We start from the raw sequence: 26,064 nt of genomic DNA, 5'->3' as shown, positions 1-26,064 counted from the left end.
CGGAGGTTAAATTTTGTTCATATAGCTTAGGTATAGCATAGGGGTATTTCGCAAATACCAGGAACAAAAAAGCACACCAATAAGGTGTGCTTTAATCAGTCTAACCAAACAGCGGGTTAAATTTCATCTTCCCAGCAAATTTTCGCACCACGAATACCATCAACTTTGGCACTAAACTGCTTTTCTAGCACGTGGCGTTTAATTTTAAGCGTTGGTGTCATTGCATCATTTTCAATGGTCCAAGGCTCTGTTACCACAACCATTGCGTCAACATGCTCGTGTGATTCTAAGTTAGGGTTAATGCTGTCTAAGGTCGCCTTGAGTGATGAGCGTACTTCTTCACGAGGTTGCAACGCAGCACCTTCTGATAATTGAACCAATGCCACAGGGTGCGGTAAACCCGAACCAATGACACACAATAATTCAATATGCGAATCTTGAGCTAACTTACGCTCAATTGGGACTGGCGCAACATACTTACCTTTTGAGGTTTTGAAGTTGTCTTTAACGCGACCCGTAATTGAGATAAAGCCTTCATCATCAATTTCACATAAATCGCCAGTATGGAAAAAACCATCTTCATCAAAACAAGCTTTGGTGACTTCTTCTTGTTTGTAATAGCCTTGCATTAAGCCAGGGCTTTTAACCATCAGCTCACCTTCGTCACTACGGCGCACTTGGCAACCTTCGACTGGGCGTCCCACTGTACCAATTTTAGTGGCATCGAATGGGAAGTTAATTATCGAGTAAGCACAGTTTTCAGTCATGCCCCAAGCTTCAGAAATGTTCATGCCGATTTTGTGGTACCACTCAAGCTGGCTTGGTGGAATAGGCGCTGAACCTGAACCCAGCAAACGACAATGTTCCAGCCCTAGGCCTTTTTGGATCTTACGTTTAACTAAGCTACTAATGATGGGGACTTTAAGCAGGAAGTCCAATTTAGCTTCACCGGCTTTTTCAATAATATTGAGCTGGAATAGTGTCCATAAACGTGGCACCGAGAAAAACACCGTAGGACGACAGCGCTGCACATCTGCAACAAACGAGTCTAGGCTTTCAACAAAGGCGACCGAAGAACCTGAGTAGAATGATGATCCTTGAATTGCGACACGCTCAGTAATGTGGGCTAATGGAAGGTAAGATAATAATCTGTCAGTGGTATTGGTTTTTAAATCACGCACGACGGCTTCACAAGTCCAACCGTAGCTACCAAATGTTTGAATTGCGCCTTTAGGTTTACCGGTAGAGCCAGAGGTATAAATCAGCGTCATGACTTGCTCTGCGGTTGGCGTTGGTGCATCAACTAATGGCGTGCCAAGTTCAAGAATTTTATCCCAGTGATACTGAGAAGGCATGGTGTCATATGGCATTGCAAGACGTAAGATTTCACCACCTACACCGGCTTCTTGATCAGCCCAGAAATCTAATTTACCTGTAAAAATGGCTTTAGCTTCACTGTGCTCAAGGACATAGCGAATAGTCTCAGCATTTGCTGTTGGGTAAATCGGCACACTGATATAGCCGCCATGCATTAATGCTAAATCAGTGATAAACCATTCAGCACAGTTTTTAGAAAGTACCGCGACTTTATCGCCTGGTACTAAGCCTAAATGACGCAGTGCACCGGCAACTTGCTGAACTTTTTGTTGTACTTCACGCCAAGTAAAGTCAACGTACTGACCATTGATAGGTTGGCGTAAATAGACTTCATTACCCTGGGTTTCTACCCAGTGCGACAACATTTCTACTGGCGTTTTCATTAGATTTTCCATTGACGATTCCATGTTCTTTTTTGTTTTAATGTAGGTCGTGTTTATTTCAATGTCTTTAACGTAATAATCTATTGTAATCGCATTGAATATTTAATCAGTTCAGACCAGTTACATTCGCCTATAAGGTTAAATATGTGCATAAAGTGCGAATAACACTTACATATGTAACATTGTGCTGGGCGAGCATTACTGGCTCCCATTGAACGAGCAAATAATGAACACGATGATTATCAGTATGGCGATTTAACGCATTCTTCGCAAACGTTAAGCTGTTAATTTTTAATAAATACAACTAATAAACTAGCATATTCAGCTGAGATGTGAACCGTTATCGAGTAATAGCTCTAATAAAAAGGGCGCCTATTGGCGCCCTGTAGAGGAAAAGTCGGTTTGTGACCTAGATCTCCATTATTCCATCCATTTCGACTAAAGAGCCTTTTGGAAGCTGTTTTACACCAATTGCAGCACGTGCAGGATAAGGTTGGCTGAAGTATTTAGCCATGATGTCATTTACAGTTGCAAAGTGAGAAAGATCAGTTAAGAAGATATTGAGCTTCACAATATCTGACATGTTGCCGCCAGCGGCTTCACATACTGCTGTTAAGTTTTCGAATACTTGCACCACTTGCTCTGAAAAGTCATCGCTGACCATTTCCATTGTGCTTGGGACTAACGGAATTTGGCCTGATAGGTAAACAGTGCTACCCACTTTTACAGCTTGAGAATATGTGCCAATTGCTTGTGGAGCTTTATCGGTTGCGATAATGATTTTTTCTGCCATGACGCCCTCTGCGAAAGTAAAAACTTCAAAATTGAAAATAAAATGCAAGCAAACCTAAGCTGCCTCATAGAGTTAGAGTCATTCAGCTTAGGAAAGTTAGATTAGCAATCTTACTAGCGATTACGTGAGGTGCGCAAGACTTCTGGCAATACGCGAATACGACGCATGACATTGGCGAGGTGAACACGATCATCAACCGAGATACGCAGGTTAATGAGGTAAACACGGCCATCGCGCTCTTCAGTGCTCAAGTTATGAATGTTTGAGCCTGCGGCAGCGATAATATTGGTGATCTTAGCTAGAGCGCCTTGATGGTTAACAATTTCAACCCGCAAGTTAGCTTGGTAAGTTTCGCCTTCAACGTTATCCCAATGTACTGGAATATATTTATCAGGCTCACCTTGATAACCACGAATATTGGCGCAGTTTTCCATGTGAACCACTAAGCCTTTACCAGGACTCACGTGGGCAACGACAGCATCACCAGGAATAGGGCGACAACAGTTTGCGAAGGTAACAAGCATACCTTCAGCACCACGAATCGGCATTAAATGCTCTTCGTGATCGTCGTCATCTTCGTTCTTAGTCGTGAGGTTCTTACCCAGTAATCGCTGAGCAATCACAATGCTCATGGCATTACCTAAGCCGATATCTGCCAAGAGTGACTCTAAATCGTCATGTTTGGTTTCAGAGATGACCTTATCCAGTTGCTCAGCATCAATGCTATCAAGTTTGGTTTCACCCAAGGCATGATTTAATAGGCGTTTACCTAATGCTACAGCATCGTCACTGGTCAAGCTCTTCAGTACTTGACGGATTTTACCGCGCGCTTTACCGGTTACCACAAAGTTTAACCAAGCGGCATTTGGACGTGCGCCCTTAGCRGTAATAATTTCCACTGTTTGACCGGAAATCAATGGCTGACTGAGTGGGTATGCTTGACGGTTGACGCGTGCGCCAACACAGGTATTACCTACATCAGTATGCACTTCGTAAGCAAAATCGACGGCAGTCGAGTTAACCGGAAGTTCTAAAATACGACCTTCAGGCGTGAAGACGTAAATTTCTTCTGGGAAGAGTTCGGTTTTAACGTTTTCCACAAACTCAAATGAACTACTGGCGCTTTGTTGCAGCTCCAGCAGACTTTGCATCCATTTATGGGCACGAATTTGAGTGGTACTTTGTTGCGAACTACTGGTGCCGCTTTTATACATCCAATGAGCAGCAACCCCTTTATCTGCCATTAAGTCCATTTCTTCAGTACGAATTTGAACTTCAACAGGAACCGCATGAGGGCCAAATAATGAGGTATGCAATGATTGGTAACCATTGGCTTTTGGAATCGCAATATAATCTTTAAAACGCCCAGGGTGCGGCTTGTAAAGACCATGCATGGCACCTAATACGCGGTAACAGGTATCAATGGAATCGACCATGACTCTGAACGCATAGATATCCATGACTTCTTGAAACTGCAGTTCTTTATTGCTCATCTTACGATAGATGGAATAAAGGTTTTTCTCACGACCTTTGACAGTGCCTTTAATGCCGGCATCTTCAAGACGAGTCGTAATCGCACCTTCAATACTGTTAATCAGTTCTTTTCTATTACCACGGGCTGCTTTAACGACTTCTTTAAGCACACGGTAGCGCATTGGATAATAGGCTTGGAAACCTAAATCCTCTAACTCGCTTTTGATATTATGAATACCAAGACGGTTGGCGATCGGTGCGTAAATTTCTAAGGTTTCGCGAGCAATACGACGACGCTTGTCGGGACGTAATGCACCCAAAGTACGCATGTTATGCGTTCTGTCAGCAAGCTTGATTAGAATAACGCGGATATCCTGCGTCATTGCCATCATCATCTTGCGGAAGTTTTCGGCTTGGGCTTCTTTTTTATCGCGAAACTTAATTTTGTCGAGTTTTGACACACCCTCAACGAGTTCAGCCACGGTTACGCCAAATAACTCAGTGAGTTCTTCTTTGGTAACTGGGGTATCTTCGATGGTGTCATGAAGCAGGGCTGCCATTAATGTCTCGTGATCAAGACGCATGTCAGCCACAATGCGGGCTACCGCAACGGGATGGGTAATATAGGGTTCGCCACTTGTGCGCATTTGCCCTTCATGGGCATCACGCGCAACAATGTACGCCTGCTTGAGTAACTCTACTTGCGCGGGTTCTAAATAACCTGACGCAGACTCCTTAAGACCTTCAAACAGATACAAGTGGCGCTACTCCTTAAAGCGTACGGCCTTCAGCAATTGCTGCAACAGCAGCAATTTCAGCGGCTTCACGCTCACGAACAGTTTGACGTTCGTCAGCATCTAAAGTGTTAGAGGTGACTAAGCCTAATTCGATTTCGCGTAGAGCGATAACCGTTGGCTTATCATTCATCTCTTCAACCATAGGGTCTTTACCTTGCACAGCGATTTGGCGTGCACGACGCGCTGCAACCAGGATCATGTCAAAACGGTTGCCGATTTGTTCTACGGCGTCTTCTACAGTTACGCGAGCCATGTGGTGAAACTCCAGTGTTATCTATGGGAAAAAAATGACGCAAAATTGTACACTATGACAATTAATCTGCCAACAGATCGTTAATCATACCACTGTGAGTATGGATCTGACTAGCACAGGTTGATCTTTGACTGCGAATGATCGCGCAAAGATCGCCTAAAGCTACGTCAAAATCATCATTTACAATAATATAATCTGCATCTTTATAGTGTGACATTTCTGATACAGCCTCAGCCATACGTCCGTCAATGACGTCTTGGCTGTCTTGACCACGGCCAGTTAAACGGCGTTCAAGTTCAGCTCTTGAAGGAGGTAAAATAAATACCCCAATGGCTTCTGGCATGAGTTTTTTGACTTGTTCAGCGCCTTGCCAATCAATATCTAAAAATACATCAATACCATTTGCTAATGTTTGTTCAATAACCGTGCGGGATGTGCCGTAATAGTTACCAAACACTTCAGCCCATTCAAAGAAGGATTCTTCAGCAATAAGCGCTTTGAACTCTTCAACCGAGACAAAGTGATAATGTTGACCATTCACTTCACCTGGGCGAGGCTGACGGGTGGTATGAGACACAGACACTTGCATGTCGCTTGGCTTATCTTTTAGTAAAGCAGAGATAAGTGAAGATTTACCGGCGCCACTTGGGGCAGACACAATAAATAGATTTCCTCGAGCGCTCATAGTGCAATTTCCAACCAGATTATTTATCAGGCCGAGTATTATACTCAAAGCCATACAATTTGCGAGATTTGTGATAGAGAAAAATGCAAAAATCTGCACTAAAAATAGCAAAGAATTCTGCGTTGAATTTAGCACTCAATCCCCGACTGATATAGATGCAGCACCTAACTAGCCTGAATTTAACCTTAATCGAAAAAGACAATGGATAAGTTTCCTCTTCGATTTAGTACCAAATAGTGCTTTTTAGCATTTTTTTGTGCCATTTTACGTGGGTTTCACTGACTTTAGCGTTGAAATTGTTTAGTCTGCCAACAGTTCATTTATTTAGATATTGGGATTGCTTGTGTCATTCGCCTCCTTATTTTGTCGCCAAGGTCGAGATAACGGCCTAAGAGCCTTAGCCATTCAATTAAGCTGCTTAGTCTTTGTGTTATTGATTGCGCTACTTTTTTCAAACTCGATTGTGACATTAATTGCAGCTGTCTTAGCGTTACCTATTTGCGCGTTAAGCACTTTACGTCGCTTAAAAGATGCGGCTAAACCCAATACGTTGCTTGCGATCCCTGTATTGTTGTTGCTGCTGTTTAGCATGTCGCTCAGTTTTAGCTTTCCTGCAGCAGTCTCTATTACCGTATTTATTCTTGCTGCACTAACAGCGGGCGGTTTTGCATGGTTTGCTGCGCCAACAACCAATCAGCGAAAACCTGCGTATGTAATGGGTTACTTTGGCCCTCACGCTAAAGCAGCGGTAAAGCTTGGCGATGTACGCCGAAGACAAGAGCCAGTTATAGGCGGCGAGCATGCGTTTTCATCAATGACTGAAGATAATGAGCAATCTGTTTATGATGCCGATGATGTCAGTTATGAGCCTGGTTATCAGCATGAAACCGTTTATAAAGATGATGTTAAAGCCCAACAACATAATATTGATGAGCAAGCCGCTTATGAAAGCGATGATAAACCGACCTACAGAGTTGACCGTGGTGCATTAGAGTCTGGCTCGTTATCTGAACTGCTAAAGTCATGGCTTGTTTGGGGACAAAACAATCAAAAAACGCTCATGATGCTAGCTAAAGGGCTGGGTGTTGTTAGTGTCATTGCGGTAATTATTTACCTCATAAGCTTACTATTTAGTAAAAGCGATGTTGAACAAGAGCCAGTAGAAATAGCGCCTATCGAGCAGCCTGCAATCATTAGCGAGACAGCAAGAGTTAAGCTACCAGATGGGTTTTGGCTGATTTTACAACAAGACATTTTAATCATTCGCTGGTTAGGTGATGAAGGCGATGCGCAATCTATTTGGCGTTTAGATAACGCAGAAGGTGATAAACGTTGTGCTGAATTAGTGTTTAACGACGGCAGTAAATTCCGCCCTATGCAGGTAGATTTAATGGCAGACAGCGGTACTGAAGCTCGTTTTTCTCCTCTAGATAACGCTAAGATCATCAACAATATAGCCATGCGAGGTAGTTTTAAAATGTGCGGATTTAATTTTAGTTTGAAGGGCAGCCAAGCAACATTGTCTAGTCAACCTGATTTTGCGCACTACTTAAAAAGCCTTTAACCTCGTGAGATAGCGTGAATAGTGTCGTTTTTGTTGAGTTTTAAGGCATTACTGGTGCATAGCTAGTCTTGTGCTCAGGGATGGATTAGACTATCGGGCTCGCGATAAAAAATATGGAGTGTTGGGTGGTGGAGTTTATTAGGCAAACAATTTTGCCTTTGTATGGAATTACTGATGAAAATGCCAGTATTGCCCCGTTAGGCAATGGCCATATTAACCAAACCTTTTTGGTGAGATGGTCTACAGGGCAACTTGTGCTACAGCAAATTAATACTACTGTATTTACCGAGCCAGACGTATTAATCGAAAATGCGGCAAAAGTCAGTCATCACCTAATACAAAAGTCCACTCTTGGTGAGTATCAGCTTGATGTCATTTCTCCTGTCGTATTAAAAGATGGTCGCTTATCTGTCGACCTTGGTGATAGAGGTTATTGGCGCGCCATTAGCTACTTAGCTAACAGCCATACGATTGAAGTCGTCACCAATACTGAGCAAGCTGAAATGGCGGCCAGTGCTTTTGGTCACTTCGCTTTTGCATTAAGTGACTTAGATGCCAACAGCCTAGTCGATGTTATTCCCAACTTTTTAAACTTACCGCAACGTATCGAGCAGCTTAAACAAGCCATTGCCGAAGATAACGCTGGCAGGCTTGAGCACTGCAAGCCTTGGGCTGACTTTGTGCTTTCTCAGCAGGCACTTTTCGCAGAGCTTGAACAAATAGAAAGCCGATTACCGCTGCGTGTTTGCCATAACGATACCAAAATCAACAACATGCTATTTGATAAACGTGACATGTCGAGCATGGCTGTTATTGATATCGACACCTGCATGAAAGGCTACTTAATGTATGACTTTGGTGACATGGTGCGCGCGTTTTGCTCACCAGAGGAAGAAGACTCAACAGCACTTGATAAGGTCGTTGCTCGTCCTGAAATCATTGCTGCAGCCACCCAAGCGTATACCGACCAATTAGCTGCAATTTTAACCCCGCTAGAAAAACGTAGTTTGTGGTTAGGCATAAAGGTAATGGCGTTAATGCTAGGGTCGCGCTTTTTAACCGATCACTTAAATGGTGATGTGTATTTCGGTATTCATCGCGAAGGTCATAACCTCGACAGAGCTGCCAACCAGTTAACCGTATACAAAAGCTTAGTTGCACAAGAAGCGCAACTGATGGCGCTATTTGAATAATTCAGTCACTGTATATATCAGTAAGGGTAAATCATGAAGTACCAATGGATTTTGTTTGATGCCGACGAAACCCTATTTGATTTTGATATTTTTGCAGGGTTAAAGCTGATGTTCTCTCGCTTTGATATCGAATTTGATGCCAGTGATTTCGCTTTTTATCAAACCGTAAATAAGCAGTTATGGGTTGATTATCAGCAAGGATTAATCGATGCCGCCGAGCTACAACACACACGCTTTTTACACTGGGCGACCAAATTAGGCTTAACAACCAAGCAGCTTAATAGCGACTTTTTAGCTGCTATGGCAGATATTTGTCAGCCGTTACCAGGTGCTAAAAAACTCATTAACAGTTTAGAAGGTAAAGCCAGTTTAGGGATCATCACTAACGGCTTAACAGAATTACAAAATGTGCGATTAGAACGCACTGGATTTAAACCTGCTTTTGAACACGTAGTGATTTCTGAACAGTTTGGCAAAGCAAAACCCGATGTCAGTATTTTTGAGCACACGTTTGAGTTAATGGGTCATCCAGACAAAAATACTGTATTGATGGTGGGTGATAATCTGCATTCGGATATTCTTGGTGGCGTTAATGCAGGTATTGATACCTGTTGGCTCAATCATCATGGAAAGGATGTCGTCGATGGGATTACCCCCACCTTTGAAGTCAAAGACTTGCATCAACTGCACGATAAATTGCACTCAAGTCGCCGCTAAACCTCTTTTTAAACAGCTTAACGTCAATGCCATTATTAATAAAAGCCACTCAATTGAGTGGCTTTTTCGTTCACTTTGTAAGATTTATTCGCTTGCTGCAGACTTTGGAAATGCCTTATGAAAAGCAATCATAAAGTCTTCTCTAATATGTTGCTCTAAATGGGTCGCACGTTCAGTCGGGCAAAAAATCATGATATTCACTAATTGCTCGCCAGCAGGCCCACTATGGATATGAATATGAGGCTCTGGCCCTGGTAAATCTACCCCTGCATGCTTTTCAATCACATTGTTGTAGCGGGTGGCGACTTCTAAAAAGTCTTCACAGTGGGCTTCAATCTTTTTAACTAAATCAGGGAACAGTGGGTACAAGTTTACAAACTCCACCACTGTAATCGTGAAGCTGTGATACACATAGCGCTTCATAAAGTTAAGGTTTTTTACTGCATAGCTAAAAAACATACTATTAGGGAAGGTGACCGTTTTACCCGTGTAATGGTACTGACCATGGTGTAAATCAATCTCTTGGATCACCGTCGCCATTAGATTGTGCTCGATGACCTCACCACACAGCTTGCCCACTTCAATCCAGTCGCCAATCACAAATGAGCGTGAGCTTGCACGTTGTATCGAGCCGGTAAAACACAAAATGATTTCTTTTGACGCTACCACAAACGCAATCGCAATCGCGGTAACAGACAGCGCAAACTTATTAATCTCGGTTTGCCACAGTAAAAACAACACCATGACGATTAAAATAAAGGTGCCGTTTTTAGTACGAGACATCCATTTACGTTGATCTTCACTGACAAAAGCTACATCACCACGGATCTTAGACACCACAAAGCGTTTAAGCATCGACAGCAGTAGGATAATTAGTACAGTAACAAACAACTTATAAGTTGCTAAAAAATCAATGACGATAGTAACTTGTTCCACAAAACCTTCTTTAATAACGATAACTTGGTGATGAATTCAGCTATAAGGTTCACTGTAACATAGCCATAGATTAAGTCAGCTTTGACCAGTAATTTTAATGGAAAAATCTTTCGCAGTAAGCAGTGCACACTCGCAGTGGTAATAGCGTTAAAATGCAGAAAATAAATGAAAGCGAAGCTGCCAGAATACCATTTTTATAAAAATCCAGCTTTGATAAAAAGGCAGCTTCGCTAACATGCAATTGCACTAGAAGTGATAAAGCGGATTATTGCTTCAAGAATATATAGCCAGCCTTTTCTGCGCCCCACACTTGCTTATCCTCGCTGTCATAGCCGCGATCCCAACTAACAATACTGTCTTTGGTTACGGTCACTTCAGATGTGGCATAGCTTGCCCCGCGCAGCTGACTTAAACAGGTTTTCTCATCGGTGGAGCCTGCAAAGTGCTGCTCTGCCTCAGACCAAGTTAAAAGGACCGTACAACCTGCCTTTTCTGTTAAGTCACTTGGTGTGAGCTCGTTAAGCGGCGCCGCATTTTTGTAAGCCCCCGCAAAGCTTTTGTCATTGTCAAAGGTGTAAACTTTGCTGGCAAATTTAGTGTCAGACAATGCCGTCACTTCATACACGCGTTGACGATATGGCTTATCTAAATGCGTTGCTGCAGCTTGCTCAACATAAAGCCAAGTTGAATTTTCTTTAGGCCAAATCTGCACCATATTAAGGTGAATATTATAAAAATCTGTATCGTCGATTGATTGCTGATGACTATCGAAATGTCCCTGCATCCACTCAAGTAACAAAGCCTGTTTGTCTTGTTCAGTCGCTTGAGAGGTGATTGGTATTAGAGCTAAGGCAGAGAGTGCGGTGGTTAGAGCAATATGAGTTAGTGATGTTTTCACAGGAAGTCCTTTCCGTTAAATGGGGTGTTCGGTTGACAAAAATAAATATTTTTCTGTTAAATTAAATGATTAGTTCCATTATGTAAAACAGGACTACTTTCAGATTTATTTGGTTAGTACTTTAATTTAGCCTATAGCGAGCTTAGCCGTTTCTTGCCATAAATAAGCAGGCATAGGATGCTTTAATTTCCATGTGATATTCATTGGTTGACTACCTTCATATTTAACAAACTCAATTGGACCAAAATTAACAAAACCAACCGTTTTTCCGTACTCGTCTTTTGCCTGTTCTCGAACAAATAAAATAAAAGATTTACCATTCTTTTTATGATTTATATAACTTAGTCCGCGGCCTGTATTAGGTCTTGTGTTATTTTGTGTTTGCCAGTGAAATAATGATGGACTGATAGCGTAATCATGATACATGGTTGCTGCTGTGAATTGTTTCTCGCATTTATTCAAAGTAACAAATAAAAGCGCAATATTGGAATTTGGTAAATCTAAAATCCCTTCTCTGCTCGATGATTTTTTATCGAAAGTACTGTCACCAAATGCCACTAAAATATGTTCTTTGGGGTAACGAACATGCATTTTTAAAGGTGATGTATCGACGATTGAGTTGCCAACTACAGGCATAGAAAACTCATTGATACCAAGTTTTTGTATAAGAATAGAAATGACTTGGCTTAACTCATCTTGCAAGGTTGGATCTTGTAAGGTTAGAAGGCTGTCTTTAAGAGTGTTAAAGCCCGCGTTTTTACCTGTTTTATCCCAAAAATCATAATGGCACATTAGTGCTAAAAGCCGCTCACTTGTTAAATGATTATGGAAGTTGCTTTCACAGAGCGCTTTTACAAAGCGTAAATAGGAAATAGATGAACAGCTTAATAATCTATTCTTAATTGCACGATAATAGGCTTCATAAATTGTTTTGCGATCTGGTGATACTTCTTCTCCTTTACTCAATGCCAGCAATACAGTCCACCCTCCTAATTTGCCATGTTTAACTTTGTAAATGTCATCTAGGCTTATATTGGGGTGGATATGCAAGAAATTAGTCAAGGTTAAGGGCAGGTTGGTAACATGCTGGTAATTGATGATTAAGCTAATAAGCTTATTTTTATTGAGGGTCGCTTGGGTAATATTTTTCAGGATCATTGATTGAGTTTTTTCTTGCAACTCAATGCGGCAGCCTAAAGGTAGATGCGGAAACCCTTGCTTTATTTCTTTAGCGATCGGCTGATGGGTTTTACCTACTAATGCTCTAAATTTATGGGAAAAATCATACTCAGGTCGTGAGTTACCTACAAAGTCTAAAATGGTGCAGCATTCTTTATCATTAGTTAATCGTAAGCCACGACCCAGTTGCTGCAAAAATATAGTTAAACTTTCAGTCGGGCGTAAAAAAAGCAAGGTGTCTAGCTCAGGGATATCAACACCTTCATTAAAGATATCAACCACAAACAAGACATTTATTTGTTTTAAATTTAACTGCTGTTGCAACACTTCTCGGTCGTTACTGTTATCGCTAGTTAACACGCCACATGCAATATTATGTAAGGTAAACTTTTGCGCCATAAACTTTGCGTGAGCTTTACTAACACAAAATGCCAACGCCCGCATTTGGGTTATATCTGTCACTATCTCGTAAAGGCTTTGCAATATCCGCTGTAAGCGCTGATCGTTATAAGTATAGAGGTGGGTCAATTCGGCAATATCATAACGACCTTTTGACCAAGATATTTGTGTTAAGTCGGTGTCGTCATCAATAGCAAAATATTGAAATGGCGATAAGTGCCTTTGATTGATTGCCTCAGGTAAGCGAATCTCGGCAGCAATAACATTACAAAAGTCAGTTAAAATATCTGCCCCGTCATTGCGCTCCGGTGTTGCAGTTAAGCCTAATAGAATTTGAGGTGTAAAATGCTGTAATACTGCTCGATAACTGCTTGCAGTAATATGATGTACTTCGTCAATGACGATGAAGTCAAAGTAATCTTCACTCAACGCTATGCTATCAATTTGATTATTTAGGCTTTGAATGGAGGCAAATAGCTGCTGAAAATGTGTTGGTTTGTGATTACCTACCCATAATTCACCAAAGGCACGATTTTTTAATACACCACGATATGCCGCTTGTGCTTGTTTTAGTATTTCTTCGCGATGGGCAACAAATAAGAATTTGGCTTCGGGATTATTTTGATAAAAGCGCGCGAAATCAAAAGCTGAAATAATGGTTTTTCCCGTTCCGGTCGCCGCAACCACTAAGTTTCTGTATCTGCCATGTAGCTCTCGTTCAACTGTTAACTTATTCAGAATGGTTTGCTGGTGAGAGTGAGGCTGAATATCAAAATAGAAACTAGGTGCTGTGGTACTGAATTCTCCCTTTGCTGCTTGCAGTGCTACATGCAATTTTTTTCGGCTTTCAATGTTACCGTCAAAGATTTCAAAATCAGGTGATTCCCAATAGGTTTCAAAAGTACTTAACGACTTTTCAATGATGTGTGGGATTTCTTGGGAGGTGATTTTTAGGTTCCACTCTAAGCCGCTTGTTAGCGCTGAATGAGACAGGTTAGAAGAACCAATATAGCCTGTATGAAAGCCTGTGTTACGCATGAATAAATAGGATTTAGCATGTAAGCGCTCACGATTGGTGTTGTAGCTAAGTTTAACTTCGGTGTTGGGGAGTGATGCTAGAAACTCAACCGCTTTTGCATCAGTGGCGCCCATATATGAAGTGGTAATAATTTTTAATTGTTTGCCGCAGCGGGTGAAAGACTCTAGCTCTTTTTTAAATATTCGAATACCTGCCCACTTTATAAATGAAACTAACCAATAGATTTTATCAGATGACAGGATTTCTCTTTTAATTTCAGTTTCTAGTGAAACACCCACATTGCTGCCACAAAATAACTCACTCTGCGTAAGGCCTGTTATTGGCATTATGGTTTCTACGTGTTTAGGTAAATCAGCTGCAATGGGGTTGGATTTATCAAATAGCGCGGTAAGTATTTTACCTTGGCTATCGATTAAGTTTTCGTTAATTAATTCTTTATCGTGAATATGAGTACTGATCCACTGAACGATTGTATTAGCTAAATTGATCTGCTGATGAACTCTAGTATCGCTATTGGGAACAGAATCCATAGCAATTTCAATAATGCGGGTTAAAAATCGAGATAAGAATGTGGCCGCTTCAGCGGCTTCCAATGCGCGTTCACCAACATAAAAAGAATCACGATCTAAGTTGTGCTCAACCAACTGGGTGATGAGTTGCTCGTATATACCTGCTTGATTCATGGAAGCTCATTGTTATCTGCTATTTGTCAGCCAGGATAGCTTAAATATCTGTAAAGATGAATGATGTGAATAATATTGAGGTAATCTTTTAAAAACAGCAGTTTGAATGGGTTTTAAGGTAGGTAAGGCGATAAAGTATACTAACTTACCGCCTATAGCGTGTAAAAGTGATTTTAACGGTTATAGCGTGTGAAGATTGATTACCTAAACACTGAACGGCAGAAACACAAAAACCAGCCGATGCTGGGTTTGCTGATTTGATAGATTCAATTAAACGTTTTCAAGATTGACGTCGTTATGACGTCATCAAATAAGTGAAAATAAGTTGGGTCAGTGTAAAACTTATCATTTGGGATTATTTCTTAACAAAAAAAACCAGCACTTAGCTGGTTTTTTATTTTCAGAATGCAAAGAAAACCAATTACTCTACGTTCTGGATCTGCTCACGCATTTGCTCAATTAATACTTTAAGCTCTACCGCTGCGGCGGTGACTTCTGCGCTGATTGATTTAGACGCTAGGGTGTTAGATTCACGGTTAAACTCTTGCATCATGAAATCTAAACGGCGGCCTTGTGCGCCCCCTTTTTTAAGGATTAAACGCGTTTCTGCAACGTGTGCATCAAGGCGATCCATTTCTTCTGCGACATCCATTTTTTGTGCAAGCAATACCATTTCTTGTTCCATACGCGCTGGATCAAGTTCGCCAGTGATTTCGGCTAAGCGGTTGGTGAGCTTGTCACGTTGCCATTGCATCACGGCTGGCATGTGTTCACGCACGATTGCTACTTGCTCAACAATTTGGTCTAGGCGAGTTTGCAGCATAGTGTTGATAGCTTCACCTTCACGACCACGGGCTTCAATAAATTGTGCAACGGCGCCGTCAAATGCACTAAGTAAATCTTTATTGATTTCACCCATATCTTGCTCTGCACCGGCCATAACACCAGGCCAGCGTAGTATATCCACTAGGTTAATTTGGCCGTGTGGCGCTTCTTTGTTTAACCATTCAGTCGCGTTTAACAGCTGCTTGGCTAAGTCTTGGTTTAGGCGCATTTCACTGCTGCCAGACTCTGATAATTCGTAACGTAGGTTTACTTCTACTTTGCCGCGGTTTAAACGTTTACGTAGGCGGTCACGTAATACGGGTTCAAGGCTACGCATTTGTTCTGGTAAACGCAGGTAGGTTTCCAAGTAACGTTGATTGACTGAGCGGAGTTCCCAAGAGGCTGTGCCCCATTCAGCTTTGTGCTCAATGCGAGCGTAGGCGGTCATACTTTGGATCATGTTTGAACCCTGATTAAGTTAGCGGCAATTGTATGGTGTCGATTATAGTCTGCTAACAGTGAAGGTCAAAGTTTACAAAAGCTTATGGGGTGGGTTTTACATTAATATGCAACTTACGCTGTCTTTTTGGGTCATATTGGCTACATATGTGCGATCGAATGGATTTTCATGGCTGCTTGTTATTGGTATTTAGCGTGTAGTTAGCAATGAGCATCGAATTACACGATTGAATTGTTTATAGTAAGCCTACATCTACTGCTTGTGCCTAAAAGGTTTAGCTGTTTTATTATTTTGGAGTAGTCAATTGGACCATTTTGTGTGGAATCTCGACCCTGTGTTAGTTTCGTTTATGGGTCTTAAAGTACATTGGTATGGTGCCTTGTTTGCCTTGGCCATTGCGAGCGGGTTTCAGGTAATGAAGCGCATGTATAAAAAAGAAGGTTTGGATGTTGAATCGCTTGATAATCTACTGATGTACTGTGTGATAGGGATTATTGTTGGCGCACGTTTAGCACACTGCTTTTTTTACGATCCAAGTTACTACTTTGCCAACCCTATGAAGATTTTAGCTATTTGGGAAGGCGGCTTAGCCAGCCATGGCGGCGGGTTAGGGGCGATTCTAGCGCTGTATTATTACAAGCGTAAAACCGATATGCCGTTTTTGTTTTTGCTCGACAGATTAGCGATTGCGACCGCGATATTTGGCTTTTTTGTGCGTATGGCCAATTTTGCCAATTCAGAAATTTTAGGTCTGCCGACCACTAAGCCTTGGGGCATTATTTTTGAGCGTGTGGATTTATTACCGCGTCACCCTGCGCAGTTATATGAAGCGATTAGCTACTTAATTATCTTTATCGCGCTTTATGCTGTGTACAAGTTTACTAACTTAAAAGAAAAGCATGGCGTGATTTTTGGCTTGTTCTTGTGCAGTGTGTTCAGCGCCCGCTGGGCCATCGAAATGGTCAAGGTTAAGCAAGCTGCATACGCTACAGAATGGACCATGAGTGCAGGACAGTTATTGAGTATTCCATTTTTAGTGGTAGGCGTAGCCTTACTGATATTACCGTTTGTGAGAAAGCAAAAGTAAACGCGAGATAGGTTTAGTATGAATCGATAACAGGCCGTGACTTGATAAAGTCGCGGCCTTTTTTTGCTCTAATTAAGACTGCTTAAAATAATGTGTCAATATCGACAGTCTGGCCCTGTTCAAGTTGTTTGATGCCTGCGGAAATAGCGGCATTGACAGGGGTGCTGACATTGACTTGTCGACCTAGCTTGACCACAGCGCCATTGAGATAGTCAATTTCAGTTTGCCGTTTGGCTTGAATATCTTCCCACATCGATGAGCGGGCTTCAGGGTCTATGTCCAGCATTTGCTTAGCTATGAGATTAAACAGCCAATCGGGCATTGAGAGTATTAATGGCAACCATGCGGGTTTTACTTTGGTAAATTGCGCTAGCGGCAGCTTGGCTTGCTGGCATACGGTTAGCCACTCTTTCATAGCAAGGCCGAGTAGTTTGCGGGTACGGCGCTGGCTAAGCTGTTCTTTAATGGGCACATCAGTAATGGCGTTGAGTGCATTATTAAGATTAAGTAGCAATTTCCCGTGGATCACAGGCGCCATATCATCAACAAGGGTGCATTCGCTTTGTTGGGCTTTACGCATTGCCTGTTGTATGGCTTTAGTGTGTTGAGTGCTGTCAAAGGTAAATTGGCCTTCTGTGCCTTTATGAAACGTCGCATTTGACTGTTGCAGCACGTTAAATGGGGTAATCCCTTGACTGACATGACGATGTGTTAAGAGCGGTAATATTTCATCTAAGCTGCCTAAGCCATTTTGCATAAAAATAATGCTGCTTTGTGAGTGCGTTATTTGCAGTAATTGCTCAGTAATGGCTGCTAGCTGGTGACATTTTAAGGTGACAAAGATAACGTCAAATAGTGGAGCTGGGTTTACTTCGTTTTGTAAATCGCTGTTAGAGTCAATATTTTGATTTGTTGCTAGTTCGGTAATTAACGCCGTGGGCATCACTGTTTGATGTAAACCTTGGTAACTGGTGAGAGTGATACCTTGGTTTTCAATAATGCTGCGCTTAATTCGCTCGCGGCAGATGAGGCTCACATTCAGTTTTGCCATCAGTAGTTCGCCTGCGAGGTAGCAGCCGGTAGAGCCTGCTCCAAATATGGCAATGTTCATTATTTCCCTTAACCTTTGCACCGAATTCTAACCCAGTGTGCCTTTTTGTTAATAAAAATCCAATAAGGGTTTTGTTTAGCGTGGCATCCGTGCAAACAAGTCACTATAATGTGCAGCCAAATGTGCATGAAAATAGATGCACACTGTCTAGAAATCGATTTTGCTTTTTCTAGGTAGCAATTAGATACAGAATTTGTCATCGATTCCACACAATAGGAAATTCATATGCGTCCAAGCGACAGAACACCTGCACAATCTCGTCCAGTTACGATTACTCGTCAATTTACAGCTCACGCTGAAGGTTCGGTGTTGGTTGAATTTGGTGACACTAAAGTTTTGTGTACCGCAAGCTTTGAAGAAGGCGTACCACGCTTTCTTAAAGGTCAAGGCCAAGGTTGGGTAACCGCTGAATACGGTATGTTACCGCGTTCAACTCATAGCCGCATGCAACGTGAAGCTGCCCGTGGCAAGCAATCAGGCCGTACTCAAGAAATCCAACGCTTAATCGGTCGTTCATTACGTGCAGCTGTTGATATGAAAGCGTTAGGCGAAAACACGATTGTTATCGATTGTGACGTGATTCAAGCTGACGGTGGTACGCGTACCGCTGCAATTACTGGTGCATGTGTTGCATTAGTAGATGCATTAAACTGGGCGCGTGGTAAAGGCATTTTAAAAACTAACCCGCTTAAGTTCTTAATTGCAGCTGTTAGTGTTGGCATTTATAAAGGTGAGCCAATCTGCGATTTAGAATACATCGAAGACAGCGCGGCTGAAACCGACATGAACGTTGTGATGAATGAAACTGGCAAGATGATTGAAATCCAAGGCACTGCCGAAGGTGAGCCGTTCAGCCACGAAGAGTTATTAAGCTTACTTGAGCTTGCGAAGCACGGCATTCGCGAAATCGTGGATACGCAAAAAGCAGCATTAAGCTAAAACGTATTTGATTAAGGGGCTCTGTTAATAAGAGCCCCTTTTTTTAAGCTTTATTTAGGCTTAGTCATCATTAAATAAAAACAGATAACAGTGTTAAGGAGATAATGTGAAAGCATATCAACGTGAGTTTATTGAATTCGCTCTTGAGCGTCAGGTATTACGCTTTGGTGAGTTCACCTTAAAATCAGGCCGTACTAGCCCTTACTTTTTCAATGCGGGTTTATTTAACACAGGTCGTGATTTAGCGCGTTTAGGTCGTTTTTATGCTGCTGCATTAGTTGATTCTGGTATCGATTACGATTTAGTGTTTGGTCCGGCTTACAAAGGTATCCCGATTGCGACAACGACGGTTGTAGCGCTTTGCGATCACCATGATAAAGATGTGCCTTATTGCTTTAACCGTAAAGAGAAAAAAGATCACGGTGAAGGTGGCTCATTAGTGGGTAGCGAGCTTGCAGGTAAAGTGATGCTAGTGGATGACGTGATCACAGCGGGTACAGCTATTCGTGAGTCGATGGAAATCATCGCAGCCCACGATGCAAGCTTAGCAGGTGTGTTAATCGCACTTGATAGACAAGAAAAAGGCAAGGGTGAGTTATCAGCGATTCAAGAAGTTGAACGTGACTTTGGCTGCGCTATCGTATCTATTATTAAGCTAGGTGATTTAATTAATTACTTATCTGAAAAACCAGGAATGGAAAAAGAGTTAGCGTCAGTGAGCGCTTACCGTGAGCAATACGGTATTTAATCCATCTTCGTTAAAAACAAAAGCCAGACTTGATGTCTGGCTTTTTTGTATTTGTTTTGCTGTGAGCAGGGTTAATGATTGCTAACTAACACTTAGACTGGTGTAAAAACTCAGCACGGGTTGCTGGGTTTGATTTAAAAATCCCGCCTAATGCCGTGGTGGTTGTTGAACTGGTGGAGTCCATCACGCCGCGAGATTTAACGCAGTAATGTACTGCATCCATTTTAACGGCCACATCTTTAGTTTCGAGCAGCGTTTGCAGTGCAACTAAGACTTGCTGGGTCAGCCTTTCTTGTACTTGTGGGCGCTGGGCAAAAAAGCGCACGATGCGGTTTATTTTTGATAAACCGATAATTTTAGTGCGAGGCAAATAGGCGACAGTGGCATAGCCATCAATGGTCACTAAGTGATGCTCACAAGTGCTGGTAAGGCTTATGTCTTGCACCCGAACCATTTCATCAACGCCCATCTTATTGTCGATGACAGTGATTTTAGGGAAGTTCTCATAATCAAGCCCTGAGAAAATCTCATCAACATACATTTTAGCAATGCGGCGAGGCGTATCCATTAAGCTGTCATCTGATAAGTCTAACGCCATTAGCGTTAACACTTCTTTCATGTGATGCTCAATTTTTTCTTTACGCGCTTCTGGAGTATGAGTTTGCGGCAGCATCGGGGTTTCTAACCCTTGCTCAGTCAGTGCTGTTTTGACCTTTATTGCAGCTTCACTTAATGCCATCTTATCCTCCAACCACAGGGGTAATGCGTACTACTGAGTGTATGTTATGAACCGTGATACTGCTGCAAATGCCGTATCACGAGGGAGGGGGATAATAACGTGATTTGAAGCAAATTAATATTACTGACATAAAAAAAGCCGACCTTTTTAGTCGGGTATAGCTCGAGCTAGAGCAAATATGACTTATTTTTTATTGGCTTATGATTTTTGTAATGAATAAAAGCCAATAAAAAACGCACCGAAGTGCGTTTACATTATTCTACTTTGAAGGCTGATTTAGCTGCGTAACAACTGCTGCTGAACAAATTGCCATTGCTCATCAAAGTGCTCGGTAGGTTTTTGTTTAAATTCACTACGAACAAATTGGGCAATTCTGCCTTCGGCGATAGCTAATAATAAGTTAGCTAAAATGGCTTCATCTAAATTAAAGCCATGGCCTTCACGTAAGGTTTTTTCACGCAGTATTTGCTTAATTTGGGTTTCAATTTTGGCAAATAAACCACTGATGCGGCTGCGTAGACGCTCGTTCTCGCCCAGTAGTGCATCGCCATTGAGTACCCGTGAAATACCTGGGTTACGCTCAGAGAAGACCAGTAACAGCTGTAAGACTAATTCACAGCGTTTCATGGTGTCTTTCTCTTCATCCATAATCAGGTTTAAACGAGACAAAATTGCGTCTTCAATAAACTCAATTAAGCCTTCAAACATTCTTGCTTTACTTGGGAAGTGGCGATAAAGCGCCGCTTCAGAAACACCAACTTCAGCTGCCAATTTAGCAGTGGTAATACGTTGTCCAGGGCTGGTTTCCAGCATGTGCGCGAGACACTGTAAAATGTGCTCACGACGATTTATTTTTGGGCTAGCCGCCATTTGTTATTCCTAGGCTTGTGACTACTTGTAAAGGTTATTTGGTACCTGAGTGACCAAATCCGCCTTCACCACGATCTGAGGTATCAAACTCATCGACTAAGGTAAATTGTGCTTGAACAACAGGAACAAACACCAGTTGTGCTAAACGATCACCTATTTCTAATGTAAAAGGCTCATCGCTACGATTCCAGCAAGACACCATTAATGGTCCTTGGTAATCAGAGTCAATTAAGCCGACTAAGTTACCTAACACAATGCCGTGTTTATGCCCCAAACCTGAGCGAGGCAAAATCACTGCCGCAAGACTTGGATCGGCAACGTGTACTGCAATCCCTGTGGGGATTAACACTGTTTTACCTGGCTCAATGACCATGGTGGTATCGATCATGGCGCGCAAGTCCATACCAGCACTGCCTGGTGTGGCATAGTTTGGTAGTGGAAACTCGCTGCCTATGCGGGAGTCGAGTAACTTTAATTCTACAGGTGTCTTCATGATGTTTTTATTTTTGTTGCTATTAAAGTAAGTAATTGTTTTGCTAAGGTCAGTTTATCGGTTGCTGGCAGCTGTTGACTACCGTCCTTCCAAAAAACATGTAATGCATTGGCGTCAGCATTAAAACCAAGCCCAGCGATTGATACGTCGTTTGCGGCAATTAAGTCCAACTTTTTTCGCTCAAGCTTGCCACGGGCGTATTCTTCTACGTTATCGGTCTCAGCAGCAAAACCTACAGTGAAAGGACGATTTTTTAATGCGGCTACATTGGCAAGAATGTCTGGATTACGGGTCATCTCAAGCTGCATATTCTCAGCTGATTTTTTGATTTTTGATTCTGCTACTTCAGCAATGCGGTAATCTGCGACAGCAGCACAGCCTATAAAGATATCCTGACCATCAACATGCTCCATAACAGCATCAAGCATGTTTTGGGCTGATTCAACATCAATACGGTTGACATGACTTGGGGTCGCTAAATTGACTGGCCCGGACACTAAGGTGACTTCAGCGCCCATCTGTGTCGCCGCTGTGGCCAATGCGAAGCCCATTTTGCCTGAACTATGGTTAGAAATATAACGCACTGGGTCAATCGCTTCTCGAGTTGGGCCTGCTGTAAGGAGTAGTTTGACTCCAGCTAATGGTTTAGGGCCAAAGAAATTGATGAGCTGCTCAGCAATGGCTAACGGCTCCATCATCCGACCAGGACCCACTTCGCCACAGGCTTGGTCGCCACTCGCTGGCCCCCATACTGTGATGCCTTTGCGAGCAATATTGGCAAGGTTTTCTTGAGTGGCTTGATTACGATACATTTGCTGGTTCATGGCTGGACACACTATCACTGGCGCTTCTGTGGCTAAACAAGTGGTCGTTAGCAATTCATCTGCCATGCCAGCATTAATGCGGGCAATCAGGTTTGCTGTTGCTGGCGCTACGATGACTACATCAGCCCAACGAGCTAATTCAATATGCCCCATTGCAGCTTCAGCTGCGGGATCCAGTAAGTCAGAAGCAACAGGGTGACCTGATAAAGCTTGAATGGTTAACGGGGTGATAAATTCCATGGCGCTTTGGCTCATGACCACACGAACATCTGCGCCACGTTCTTTGAGGCGACGAATTAAGTCAGCACTTTTATACGCGGCTATGCCACCACCGATACCCAAAAGGACTTTTTTATTTGTCAGCATGTTTACTCAATCCTGCTATCCAGTTCATTGGCGCTACAATATCACAATCAACCTAAATGGTGACGATCCGAAATTAAAATTTTCGTCCATACTCTATGGTTATGTTGGCAGTGATGCGTTAGCTAACAGGAATATTGACAGAATTTGATTTAAGCAATAAACAAGGGAGTGTTTATGGCAATAAAAGATTGGCCAGAAGGAGAAGGCCCACGAGATAAGTTACTTCATCATGGTGCAGGGCACTTATCAGATGCAGAATTATTGGCTGTATTATTGCGAAATGGGTTAGCAGGCCATAATGCAGTGGATTTGGCTCGAGGAATGATCACAGAATTTGGCGGATTACGGGCTTTATTTTCAGCATCACAGTCTCAAGTGTGTCAATTAGCAGGTGTTGGGCCGGTAAAATTTGCTCAAATGCAGGCTGCATCGGAGATTTCGAAGCGAATTTTTCAAGAAAATATGCATCGAGGACAAATTTTAATAAATCCTGATTTAACTCGGGACTATTTAATGAGACAATTAGCAGACCGATCCTATGAAGTGTTCGCATTATTATTGTTGGATAGCCAACATAGAGTGATTCAGTTTGTAGAATTATTCCGCGGAACGATTAATTCGGCATCAGTATATCCACGTGAAGTGGTGGCGTTGGTGCTGGAGAAAAAGGCTGCGGCAGTCATAGTGTGTCATAATCACCCGTCTGGCATTGCAGAGCCAAGTCAGGCAGATCGGCAAATTACTGACAGATTAAAAAAAGCCCTCTCTACTATCGATGTTTCTCTATTAGATCATATGGTTGTAGGTGATCAGCAGATAATATCCTTTGCTGAACGTGGGTGGATATTTTAAACAACACTTGATCTTAGTTTTGTTATCGTGTATAAAATGCGCCCTCTTTGTGCCTCGGGCGACGGCCACACGAGGCACATAAATGCTCGAGCGTTTTAAAATTGTTTTTGGAGAAGATTGACATGTCAAGAGTATGCCAAGTAACTGGCAAGAAGCCGATGGTTGGTAACAACCGTTCGCACGCTAAAAATTCGACTCGTCGTCGTTTTTTACCTAACCTACAAAACCACCGTTTTTGGTTAGAAGAAGAAAAACGCTTCGTGCAACTACGTGTATCTACTAAAGGTATCCGTATCATCGATAAAAAAGGTATTGAAGTTGTAGTTAAAGAACTTCGTGCCCGCGGCGAGAAGGTATAATAGAAAATGGCTAAATCTAAAGGTAATCGTGAGAAGATCAAATTAGTATCTAGTGCTAAAACTGGTCACTTCTACACTACTGAAAAAAATAAGCGTAACATGCCTGAAAAAATGGAAATCAAAAAATTTGATCCAGTTATTCGTCAGCACGTTATCTACAAAGAAGCTAAAATCAAGTAATTGATTTTTCCTCCTTTTAAAAGCCCCTTTTTAGGGGCTTTTTTTTGGCCTTTTTTCAGCCCCACCTATGTCATTCCAACTCTCTTATCCATTTTTAAGTAGCAATATATCTTTACAGTGCTTTGTGCTGATTATTTAGTGTGAGTATTAAACTTGTCATCTTGGCTGATTAGGCTAAGTATGACTGAGTGCTTACCTGTATATTGGCCAACTATTTTACAAACCATGGCAAAAGGGTCGCTTTAATTAAGTGATTGGCTAGCTGATATTTTATCGAGTACTAACGTGATACCGCTTTTGAGACTTTTTTTGAATAGTTAAATACTAAAAAGCGCTAAATATCCCAATAAAAGTCTTTCAAAGTGAATTTAAATGCAATAATATTGATTAATTATATTGGTGTCCTATTTGGAATAGACACTGAATACCGTTAAGTTTATTTGTTAGGGGTTAATGTGCCTTTAAGAACCACAGAACTTGTTGATGGATTCCGTCACTCAGCGCCATATGTCAATGTGCATCGTGGCAAAACCTTCGTTGTGATGCTTGGTGGCGAAGCACTGTTACATAATCAATTTAGAGGCATTCTCAATGATGTCGCCTTGTTGCACTCTTTAGGGATTAAAGTCGTGCTAGTTTATGGTGCCCGCCCTCAAATTGACGCGGCATTGCATGATGCGAACATCGAGCCTACGTATCACAATGGTGTGCGTATAACCGACGAAGACTCGCTTAAAGTAATTAAGCAAGTTGCCGGTGCTGTGCAATTTGATATTACCGCGCGCTTATCGATGAGCTTGGGTAATACGCCGATGCAAAATGCACAAATTAACCTAGTCAGCGGCAACTTTGTTATTGCACAGCCATTAGGTATTGATGATGGCGTTGATTTTTGTCTGACCGGTAAAGTGCGCCGTATTGATACCCAAGGGTTAGAGCGTCAATTAAATAATAATTGTATTGTGCTCATGGGCCCTATGGCGGTGTCAGTGACTGGTGAGTGTTTTAATTTAACGGCTGAAGAGGTTGCCACCCAAGTGGCGATAAAGTTAAAGGCAGATAAGATCATTGGCTTTAGTAATACTCACGGCATTTTAGATGAGTCAGGCGAGGTGATTGCCGAGCTGATGCCAAATGGTGCACAAGCTATTTGGGATGACATGAATCAAGCTGGCGAAGCCTGTGTTGGTACTATGGCCTTCTTAAAAGCCAGTATTGATGCGTGTCGTAATGGCGTGCCACGTTGTCATTTAGTGAGTTACCTTGAAGATGGCACCTTGTTGCAAGAGTTATTCTCTCGTGAAGGTATTGGTACCCAGATTGTGACCGAAAGTGCCGAACGATTACGTCGGGCAAACATTGGCGATATCGGTGGTATCTTAGATTTAATTAGACCACTAGAAGAGCAAGGGATACTGGTTAGACGCTCTCGTGAGCAACTGGAAATGGAAATCGAACAGTTTATGCTGATTGAGCGTGACAGTTTGGTGATTGGTTGTGCAGCACTGTATCCATTTGAAGAAGATAATGCCGGTGAGTTTGCTTGTTTAGTCGTGCATCCCGATTACCGTGATGCCGACAGAGGTAGCGTGCTATTGAATAACATTATTGGTCAAGCCAGAGTCAGAGGCTATTCACGGCTATTTGCCTTAACGACTCGCAGTATTCATTGGTTTTTAGAGCATGGCTTTAATATTGTTGAGGTTGATGCGCTGCCGAATGTCAAAAAGCAGCTATATAATTTTCAACGTAAATCAAAAATATTGGCTCTAGATTTATAAGGTATATTTATAACACTAGATTTGAACATTAATGTTGAATACGTGATTGTTTGATACTTAC

General features: G+C 42.1%; 24 protein-coding genes. 10 read left to right on the top strand and 14 right to left on the bottom strand.

From position 1 onward, the window contains the following. Nucleotides 1-116: 116 nt before the first annotated feature. The 5 genes from A9267_RS17330 to gmk all read right to left on the bottom strand — a co-directional run bounded on the left by A9267_RS17330 (nt 117) and on the right by gmk (nt 5,761). Complete coding sequence (locus A9267_RS17330; RefSeq protein WP_055025251.1) at nt 117-1,772, bottom strand: AMP-binding protein; 1,656 nt, start codon at nt 1,770-1,772, stop codon at nt 117-119. 397 nt (nt 1,773-2,169) lie between these two features. Continuing rightward, complete coding sequence (locus tag A9267_RS17325) at nt 2,170-2,553, bottom strand: RidA family protein (protein ID WP_065110107.1); 384 nt, start codon at nt 2,551-2,553, stop codon at nt 2,170-2,172. A 113-nt stretch (nt 2,554-2,666) separates the two neighbouring features. Then, nucleotides 2,667-4,784, bottom strand: coding sequence for a bifunctional GTP diphosphokinase/guanosine-3',5'-bis pyrophosphate 3'-pyrophosphohydrolase (spoT, locus tag A9267_RS17320; protein WP_055025249.1), 2,118 nt, complete (start codon nt 4,782-4,784; stop codon nt 2,667-2,669). Nucleotides 4,785-4,797: 13 nt separating this feature from the next. After that, nucleotides 4,798-5,076, bottom strand: coding sequence for a DNA-directed RNA polymerase subunit omega (gene rpoZ, locus A9267_RS17315; protein WP_055025248.1), 279 nt, complete (start codon nt 5,074-5,076; stop codon nt 4,798-4,800). Nucleotides 5,077-5,137: 61 nt separating this feature from the next. Beyond that, nucleotides 5,138-5,761 carry a guanylate kinase gene (gene gmk / locus A9267_RS17310; RefSeq protein ID WP_055025247.1) on the bottom strand — a complete coding sequence of 208 codons (624 nt, stop codon included), beginning with the start codon at nt 5,759-5,761 and terminating at the stop codon, nt 5,138-5,140. Between the two features lie 343 nt (nt 5,762-6,104). On the opposite strand from gmk, the gene A9267_RS17305 reads away from it, so the two are divergent. From A9267_RS17305 to yjjG, 3 genes are all read left to right on the top strand, one after another. Then, nucleotides 6,105-7,325 carry a hypothetical protein gene (locus A9267_RS17305; protein WP_065110106.1) on the top strand — a complete coding sequence of 407 codons (1,221 nt, stop codon included), beginning with the start codon at nt 6,105-6,107 and terminating at the stop codon, nt 7,323-7,325. A gap of 125 nt (nt 7,326-7,450) precedes the next feature. Continuing rightward, the gene (locus A9267_RS17300) at nt 7,451-8,518 is read left to right on the top strand and encodes a phosphotransferase enzyme family protein (RefSeq protein ID WP_065110105.1); all 1,068 of its coding nucleotides are present in this window, start codon (nt 7,451-7,453) and stop codon (nt 8,516-8,518) included. Nucleotides 8,519-8,551: 33 nt separating this feature from the next. After that, on the top strand, nt 8,552-9,235 hold the full coding sequence (gene yjjG / locus A9267_RS17295) for a pyrimidine 5'-nucleotidase (protein WP_065110104.1): 684 nt from the start codon (nt 8,552-8,554) through the stop codon (nt 9,233-9,235). An 84-nt stretch (nt 9,236-9,319) separates the two neighbouring features. Here yjjG and A9267_RS17290 read toward each other — a convergent pair whose 3' ends face one another. The 4 genes from A9267_RS17290 to A9267_RS17275 form a co-directional block, all read right to left on the bottom strand. Next, complete coding sequence (locus A9267_RS17290) at nt 9,320-10,171, bottom strand: mechanosensitive ion channel family protein (protein WP_065110103.1); 852 nt, start codon at nt 10,169-10,171, stop codon at nt 9,320-9,322. Nucleotides 10,172-10,436: 265 nt separating this feature from the next. Continuing rightward, entirely contained in the window at nt 10,437-11,069 is a 633-nt protein-coding gene (locus A9267_RS17285; RefSeq protein ID WP_065110102.1) for a chromophore lyase CpcT/CpeT, read from the bottom strand. A 126-nt stretch (nt 11,070-11,195) separates the two neighbouring features. Continuing rightward, nucleotides 11,196-14,369, bottom strand: coding sequence for a DUF3427 domain-containing protein (locus A9267_RS17280; protein WP_065110101.1), 3,174 nt, complete (start codon nt 14,367-14,369; stop codon nt 11,196-11,198). A gap of 421 nt (nt 14,370-14,790) precedes the next feature. Next, complete coding sequence (locus A9267_RS17275; protein WP_065110100.1) at nt 14,791-15,654, bottom strand: YicC/YloC family endoribonuclease; 864 nt, start codon at nt 15,652-15,654, stop codon at nt 14,791-14,793. Nucleotides 15,655-15,958: 304 nt separating this feature from the next. Here A9267_RS17275 and lgt point away from each other — a divergent pair, with 304 nt between their 5' ends. Further along, nucleotides 15,959-16,741, top strand: coding sequence for a prolipoprotein diacylglyceryl transferase (lgt, locus tag A9267_RS17270; RefSeq protein ID WP_065110099.1), 783 nt, complete (start codon nt 15,959-15,961; stop codon nt 16,739-16,741). Between the two features lie 82 nt (nt 16,742-16,823). On the opposite strand, the gene A9267_RS17265 is transcribed toward lgt, so the two are convergent. After that, on the bottom strand, nt 16,824-17,852 hold the full coding sequence (locus A9267_RS17265) for a 2-dehydropantoate 2-reductase (RefSeq protein ID WP_065110098.1): 1,029 nt from the start codon (nt 17,850-17,852) through the stop codon (nt 16,824-16,826). 225 nt (nt 17,853-18,077) lie between these two features. On the opposite strand from A9267_RS17265, the gene rph reads away from it, so the two are divergent. Both rph and pyrE read left to right on the top strand, forming a co-directional pair. Then, entirely contained in the window at nt 18,078-18,791 is a 714-nt protein-coding gene (gene rph / locus A9267_RS17260) for a ribonuclease PH (protein ID WP_065110097.1), read from the top strand. 106 nt (nt 18,792-18,897) lie between these two features. Continuing rightward, a complete protein-coding gene (gene pyrE, locus A9267_RS17255) occupies nt 18,898-19,539 on the top strand; it encodes an orotate phosphoribosyltransferase (protein ID WP_065110096.1) in 642 nt (213 codons plus the stop codon). Nucleotides 19,540-19,624: 85 nt separating this feature from the next. Here pyrE and folE read toward each other — a convergent pair whose 3' ends face one another. The 4 genes from folE to coaBC all read right to left on the bottom strand — a co-directional run bounded on the left by folE (nt 19,625) and on the right by coaBC (nt 22,831). Beyond that, nucleotides 19,625-20,278: a GTP cyclohydrolase I FolE gene (gene folE / locus A9267_RS17250; protein ID WP_055025231.1), complete on the bottom strand. Its 654-nt coding sequence runs from the start codon at nt 20,276-20,278 to the stop codon at nt 19,625-19,627. Between the two features lie 276 nt (nt 20,279-20,554). Continuing rightward, nucleotides 20,555-21,148 (bottom strand): nucleoid occlusion factor SlmA, encoded by a 594-nt coding sequence (gene slmA / locus A9267_RS17245; RefSeq protein WP_055025229.1) that lies wholly within the window; start codon nt 21,146-21,148, stop codon nt 20,555-20,557. A 34-nt stretch (nt 21,149-21,182) separates the two neighbouring features. Beyond that, nucleotides 21,183-21,641 carry a dUTP diphosphatase gene (gene dut, locus A9267_RS17240; protein ID WP_055025228.1) on the bottom strand — a complete coding sequence of 153 codons (459 nt, stop codon included), beginning with the start codon at nt 21,639-21,641 and terminating at the stop codon, nt 21,183-21,185. Continuing rightward, nucleotides 21,638-22,831 carry a bifunctional phosphopantothenoylcysteine decarboxylase/phosphopantothenate--cysteine ligase CoaBC gene (gene coaBC, locus A9267_RS17235; RefSeq protein WP_065110095.1) on the bottom strand — a complete coding sequence of 398 codons (1,194 nt, stop codon included), beginning with the start codon at nt 22,829-22,831 and terminating at the stop codon, nt 21,638-21,640. The genes dut and coaBC overlap by 4 nt, the downstream gene beginning before the upstream one ends. Nucleotides 22,832-23,005: 174 nt before the next feature. Here coaBC and radC point away from each other — a divergent pair, with 174 nt between their 5' ends. The 4 genes from radC to argA all read left to right on the top strand — a co-directional run bounded on the left by radC (nt 23,006) and on the right by argA (nt 26,003). After that, the gene (gene radC, locus A9267_RS17230; protein WP_055025226.1) at nt 23,006-23,683 is read left to right on the top strand and encodes a RadC family protein; all 678 of its coding nucleotides are present in this window, start codon (nt 23,006-23,008) and stop codon (nt 23,681-23,683) included. Between the two features lie 122 nt (nt 23,684-23,805). Then, nucleotides 23,806-24,042, top strand: coding sequence for a 50S ribosomal protein L28 (gene rpmB / locus A9267_RS17225; RefSeq protein WP_055025225.1), 237 nt, complete (start codon nt 23,806-23,808; stop codon nt 24,040-24,042). Nucleotides 24,043-24,048: 6 nt separating this feature from the next. Then, nucleotides 24,049-24,222: a 50S ribosomal protein L33 gene (gene rpmG, locus A9267_RS17220; RefSeq protein WP_055025224.1), complete on the top strand. Its 174-nt coding sequence runs from the start codon at nt 24,049-24,051 to the stop codon at nt 24,220-24,222. 455 nt (nt 24,223-24,677) lie between these two features. Then, nucleotides 24,678-26,003, top strand: coding sequence for an amino-acid N-acetyltransferase (gene argA / locus A9267_RS17215; protein WP_065110094.1), 1,326 nt, complete (start codon nt 24,678-24,680; stop codon nt 26,001-26,003). Nucleotides 26,004-26,064 lie beyond the last annotated feature (61 nt).

Origin of the sequence: Shewanella sp. UCD-FRSSP16_17 (assembly GCF_001675935.1) — a bacterium.
Taxonomy (GTDB): Bacteria; Pseudomonadota; Gammaproteobacteria; order Enterobacterales; family Shewanellaceae; genus Shewanella; species Shewanella japonica.
This window is presented reverse-complemented; position numbering and strand designations above follow the sequence as displayed.

What these genes read in the sequence shown, in the direction of transcription:
- rph (WP_065110097.1), top strand. Translation starts at nt 18,078, where the DNA reads ATGCGTCCAAGCGACAGAACACCTGCACAATCTCGTCCAGTTACGATT.
- gmk (WP_055025247.1), bottom strand. Translation starts at nt 5,761, where the DNA reads ATGAGCGCTCGAGGAAATCTATTTATTGTGTCTGCCCCAAGTGGCGCC.
- coaBC (WP_065110095.1), bottom strand. Translation starts at nt 22,831, where the DNA reads ATGCTGACAAATAAAAAAGTCCTTTTGGGTATCGGTGGTGGCATAGCC.
- radC (WP_055025226.1), top strand. Translation starts at nt 23,006, where the DNA reads ATGGCAATAAAAGATTGGCCAGAAGGAGAAGGCCCACGAGATAAGTTA.
- A9267_RS17330 (WP_055025251.1), bottom strand. Translation starts at nt 1,772, where the DNA reads ATGGAAAATCTAATGAAAACGCCAGTAGAAATGTTGTCGCACTGGGTA.
- rpoZ (WP_055025248.1), bottom strand. Translation starts at nt 5,076, where the DNA reads ATGGCTCGCGTAACTGTAGAAGACGCCGTAGAACAAATCGGCAACCGT.
- yjjG (WP_065110104.1), top strand. Translation starts at nt 8,552, where the DNA reads ATGAAGTACCAATGGATTTTGTTTGATGCCGACGAAACCCTATTTGAT.
- rpmB (WP_055025225.1), top strand. Translation starts at nt 23,806, where the DNA reads ATGTCAAGAGTATGCCAAGTAACTGGCAAGAAGCCGATGGTTGGTAAC.
- slmA (WP_055025229.1), bottom strand. Translation starts at nt 21,148, where the DNA reads ATGGCGGCTAGCCCAAAAATAAATCGTCGTGAGCACATTTTACAGTGT.
- rpmG (WP_055025224.1), top strand. Translation starts at nt 24,049, where the DNA reads ATGGCTAAATCTAAAGGTAATCGTGAGAAGATCAAATTAGTATCTAGT.
- A9267_RS17265 (WP_065110098.1), bottom strand. Translation starts at nt 17,852, where the DNA reads ATGAACATTGCCATATTTGGAGCAGGCTCTACCGGCTGCTACCTCGCA.
- folE (WP_055025231.1), bottom strand. Translation starts at nt 20,278, where the DNA reads ATGGCATTAAGTGAAGCTGCAATAAAGGTCAAAACAGCACTGACTGAG.
- A9267_RS17325 (WP_065110107.1), bottom strand. Translation starts at nt 2,553, where the DNA reads ATGGCAGAAAAAATCATTATCGCAACCGATAAAGCTCCACAAGCAATT.
- dut (WP_055025228.1), bottom strand. Translation starts at nt 21,641, where the DNA reads ATGAAGACACCTGTAGAATTAAAGTTACTCGACTCCCGCATAGGCAGC.
- A9267_RS17275 (WP_065110100.1), bottom strand. Translation starts at nt 15,654, where the DNA reads ATGATCCAAAGTATGACCGCCTACGCTCGCATTGAGCACAAAGCTGAA.
- A9267_RS17280 (WP_065110101.1), bottom strand. Translation starts at nt 14,369, where the DNA reads ATGAATCAAGCAGGTATATACGAGCAACTCATCACCCAGTTGGTTGAG.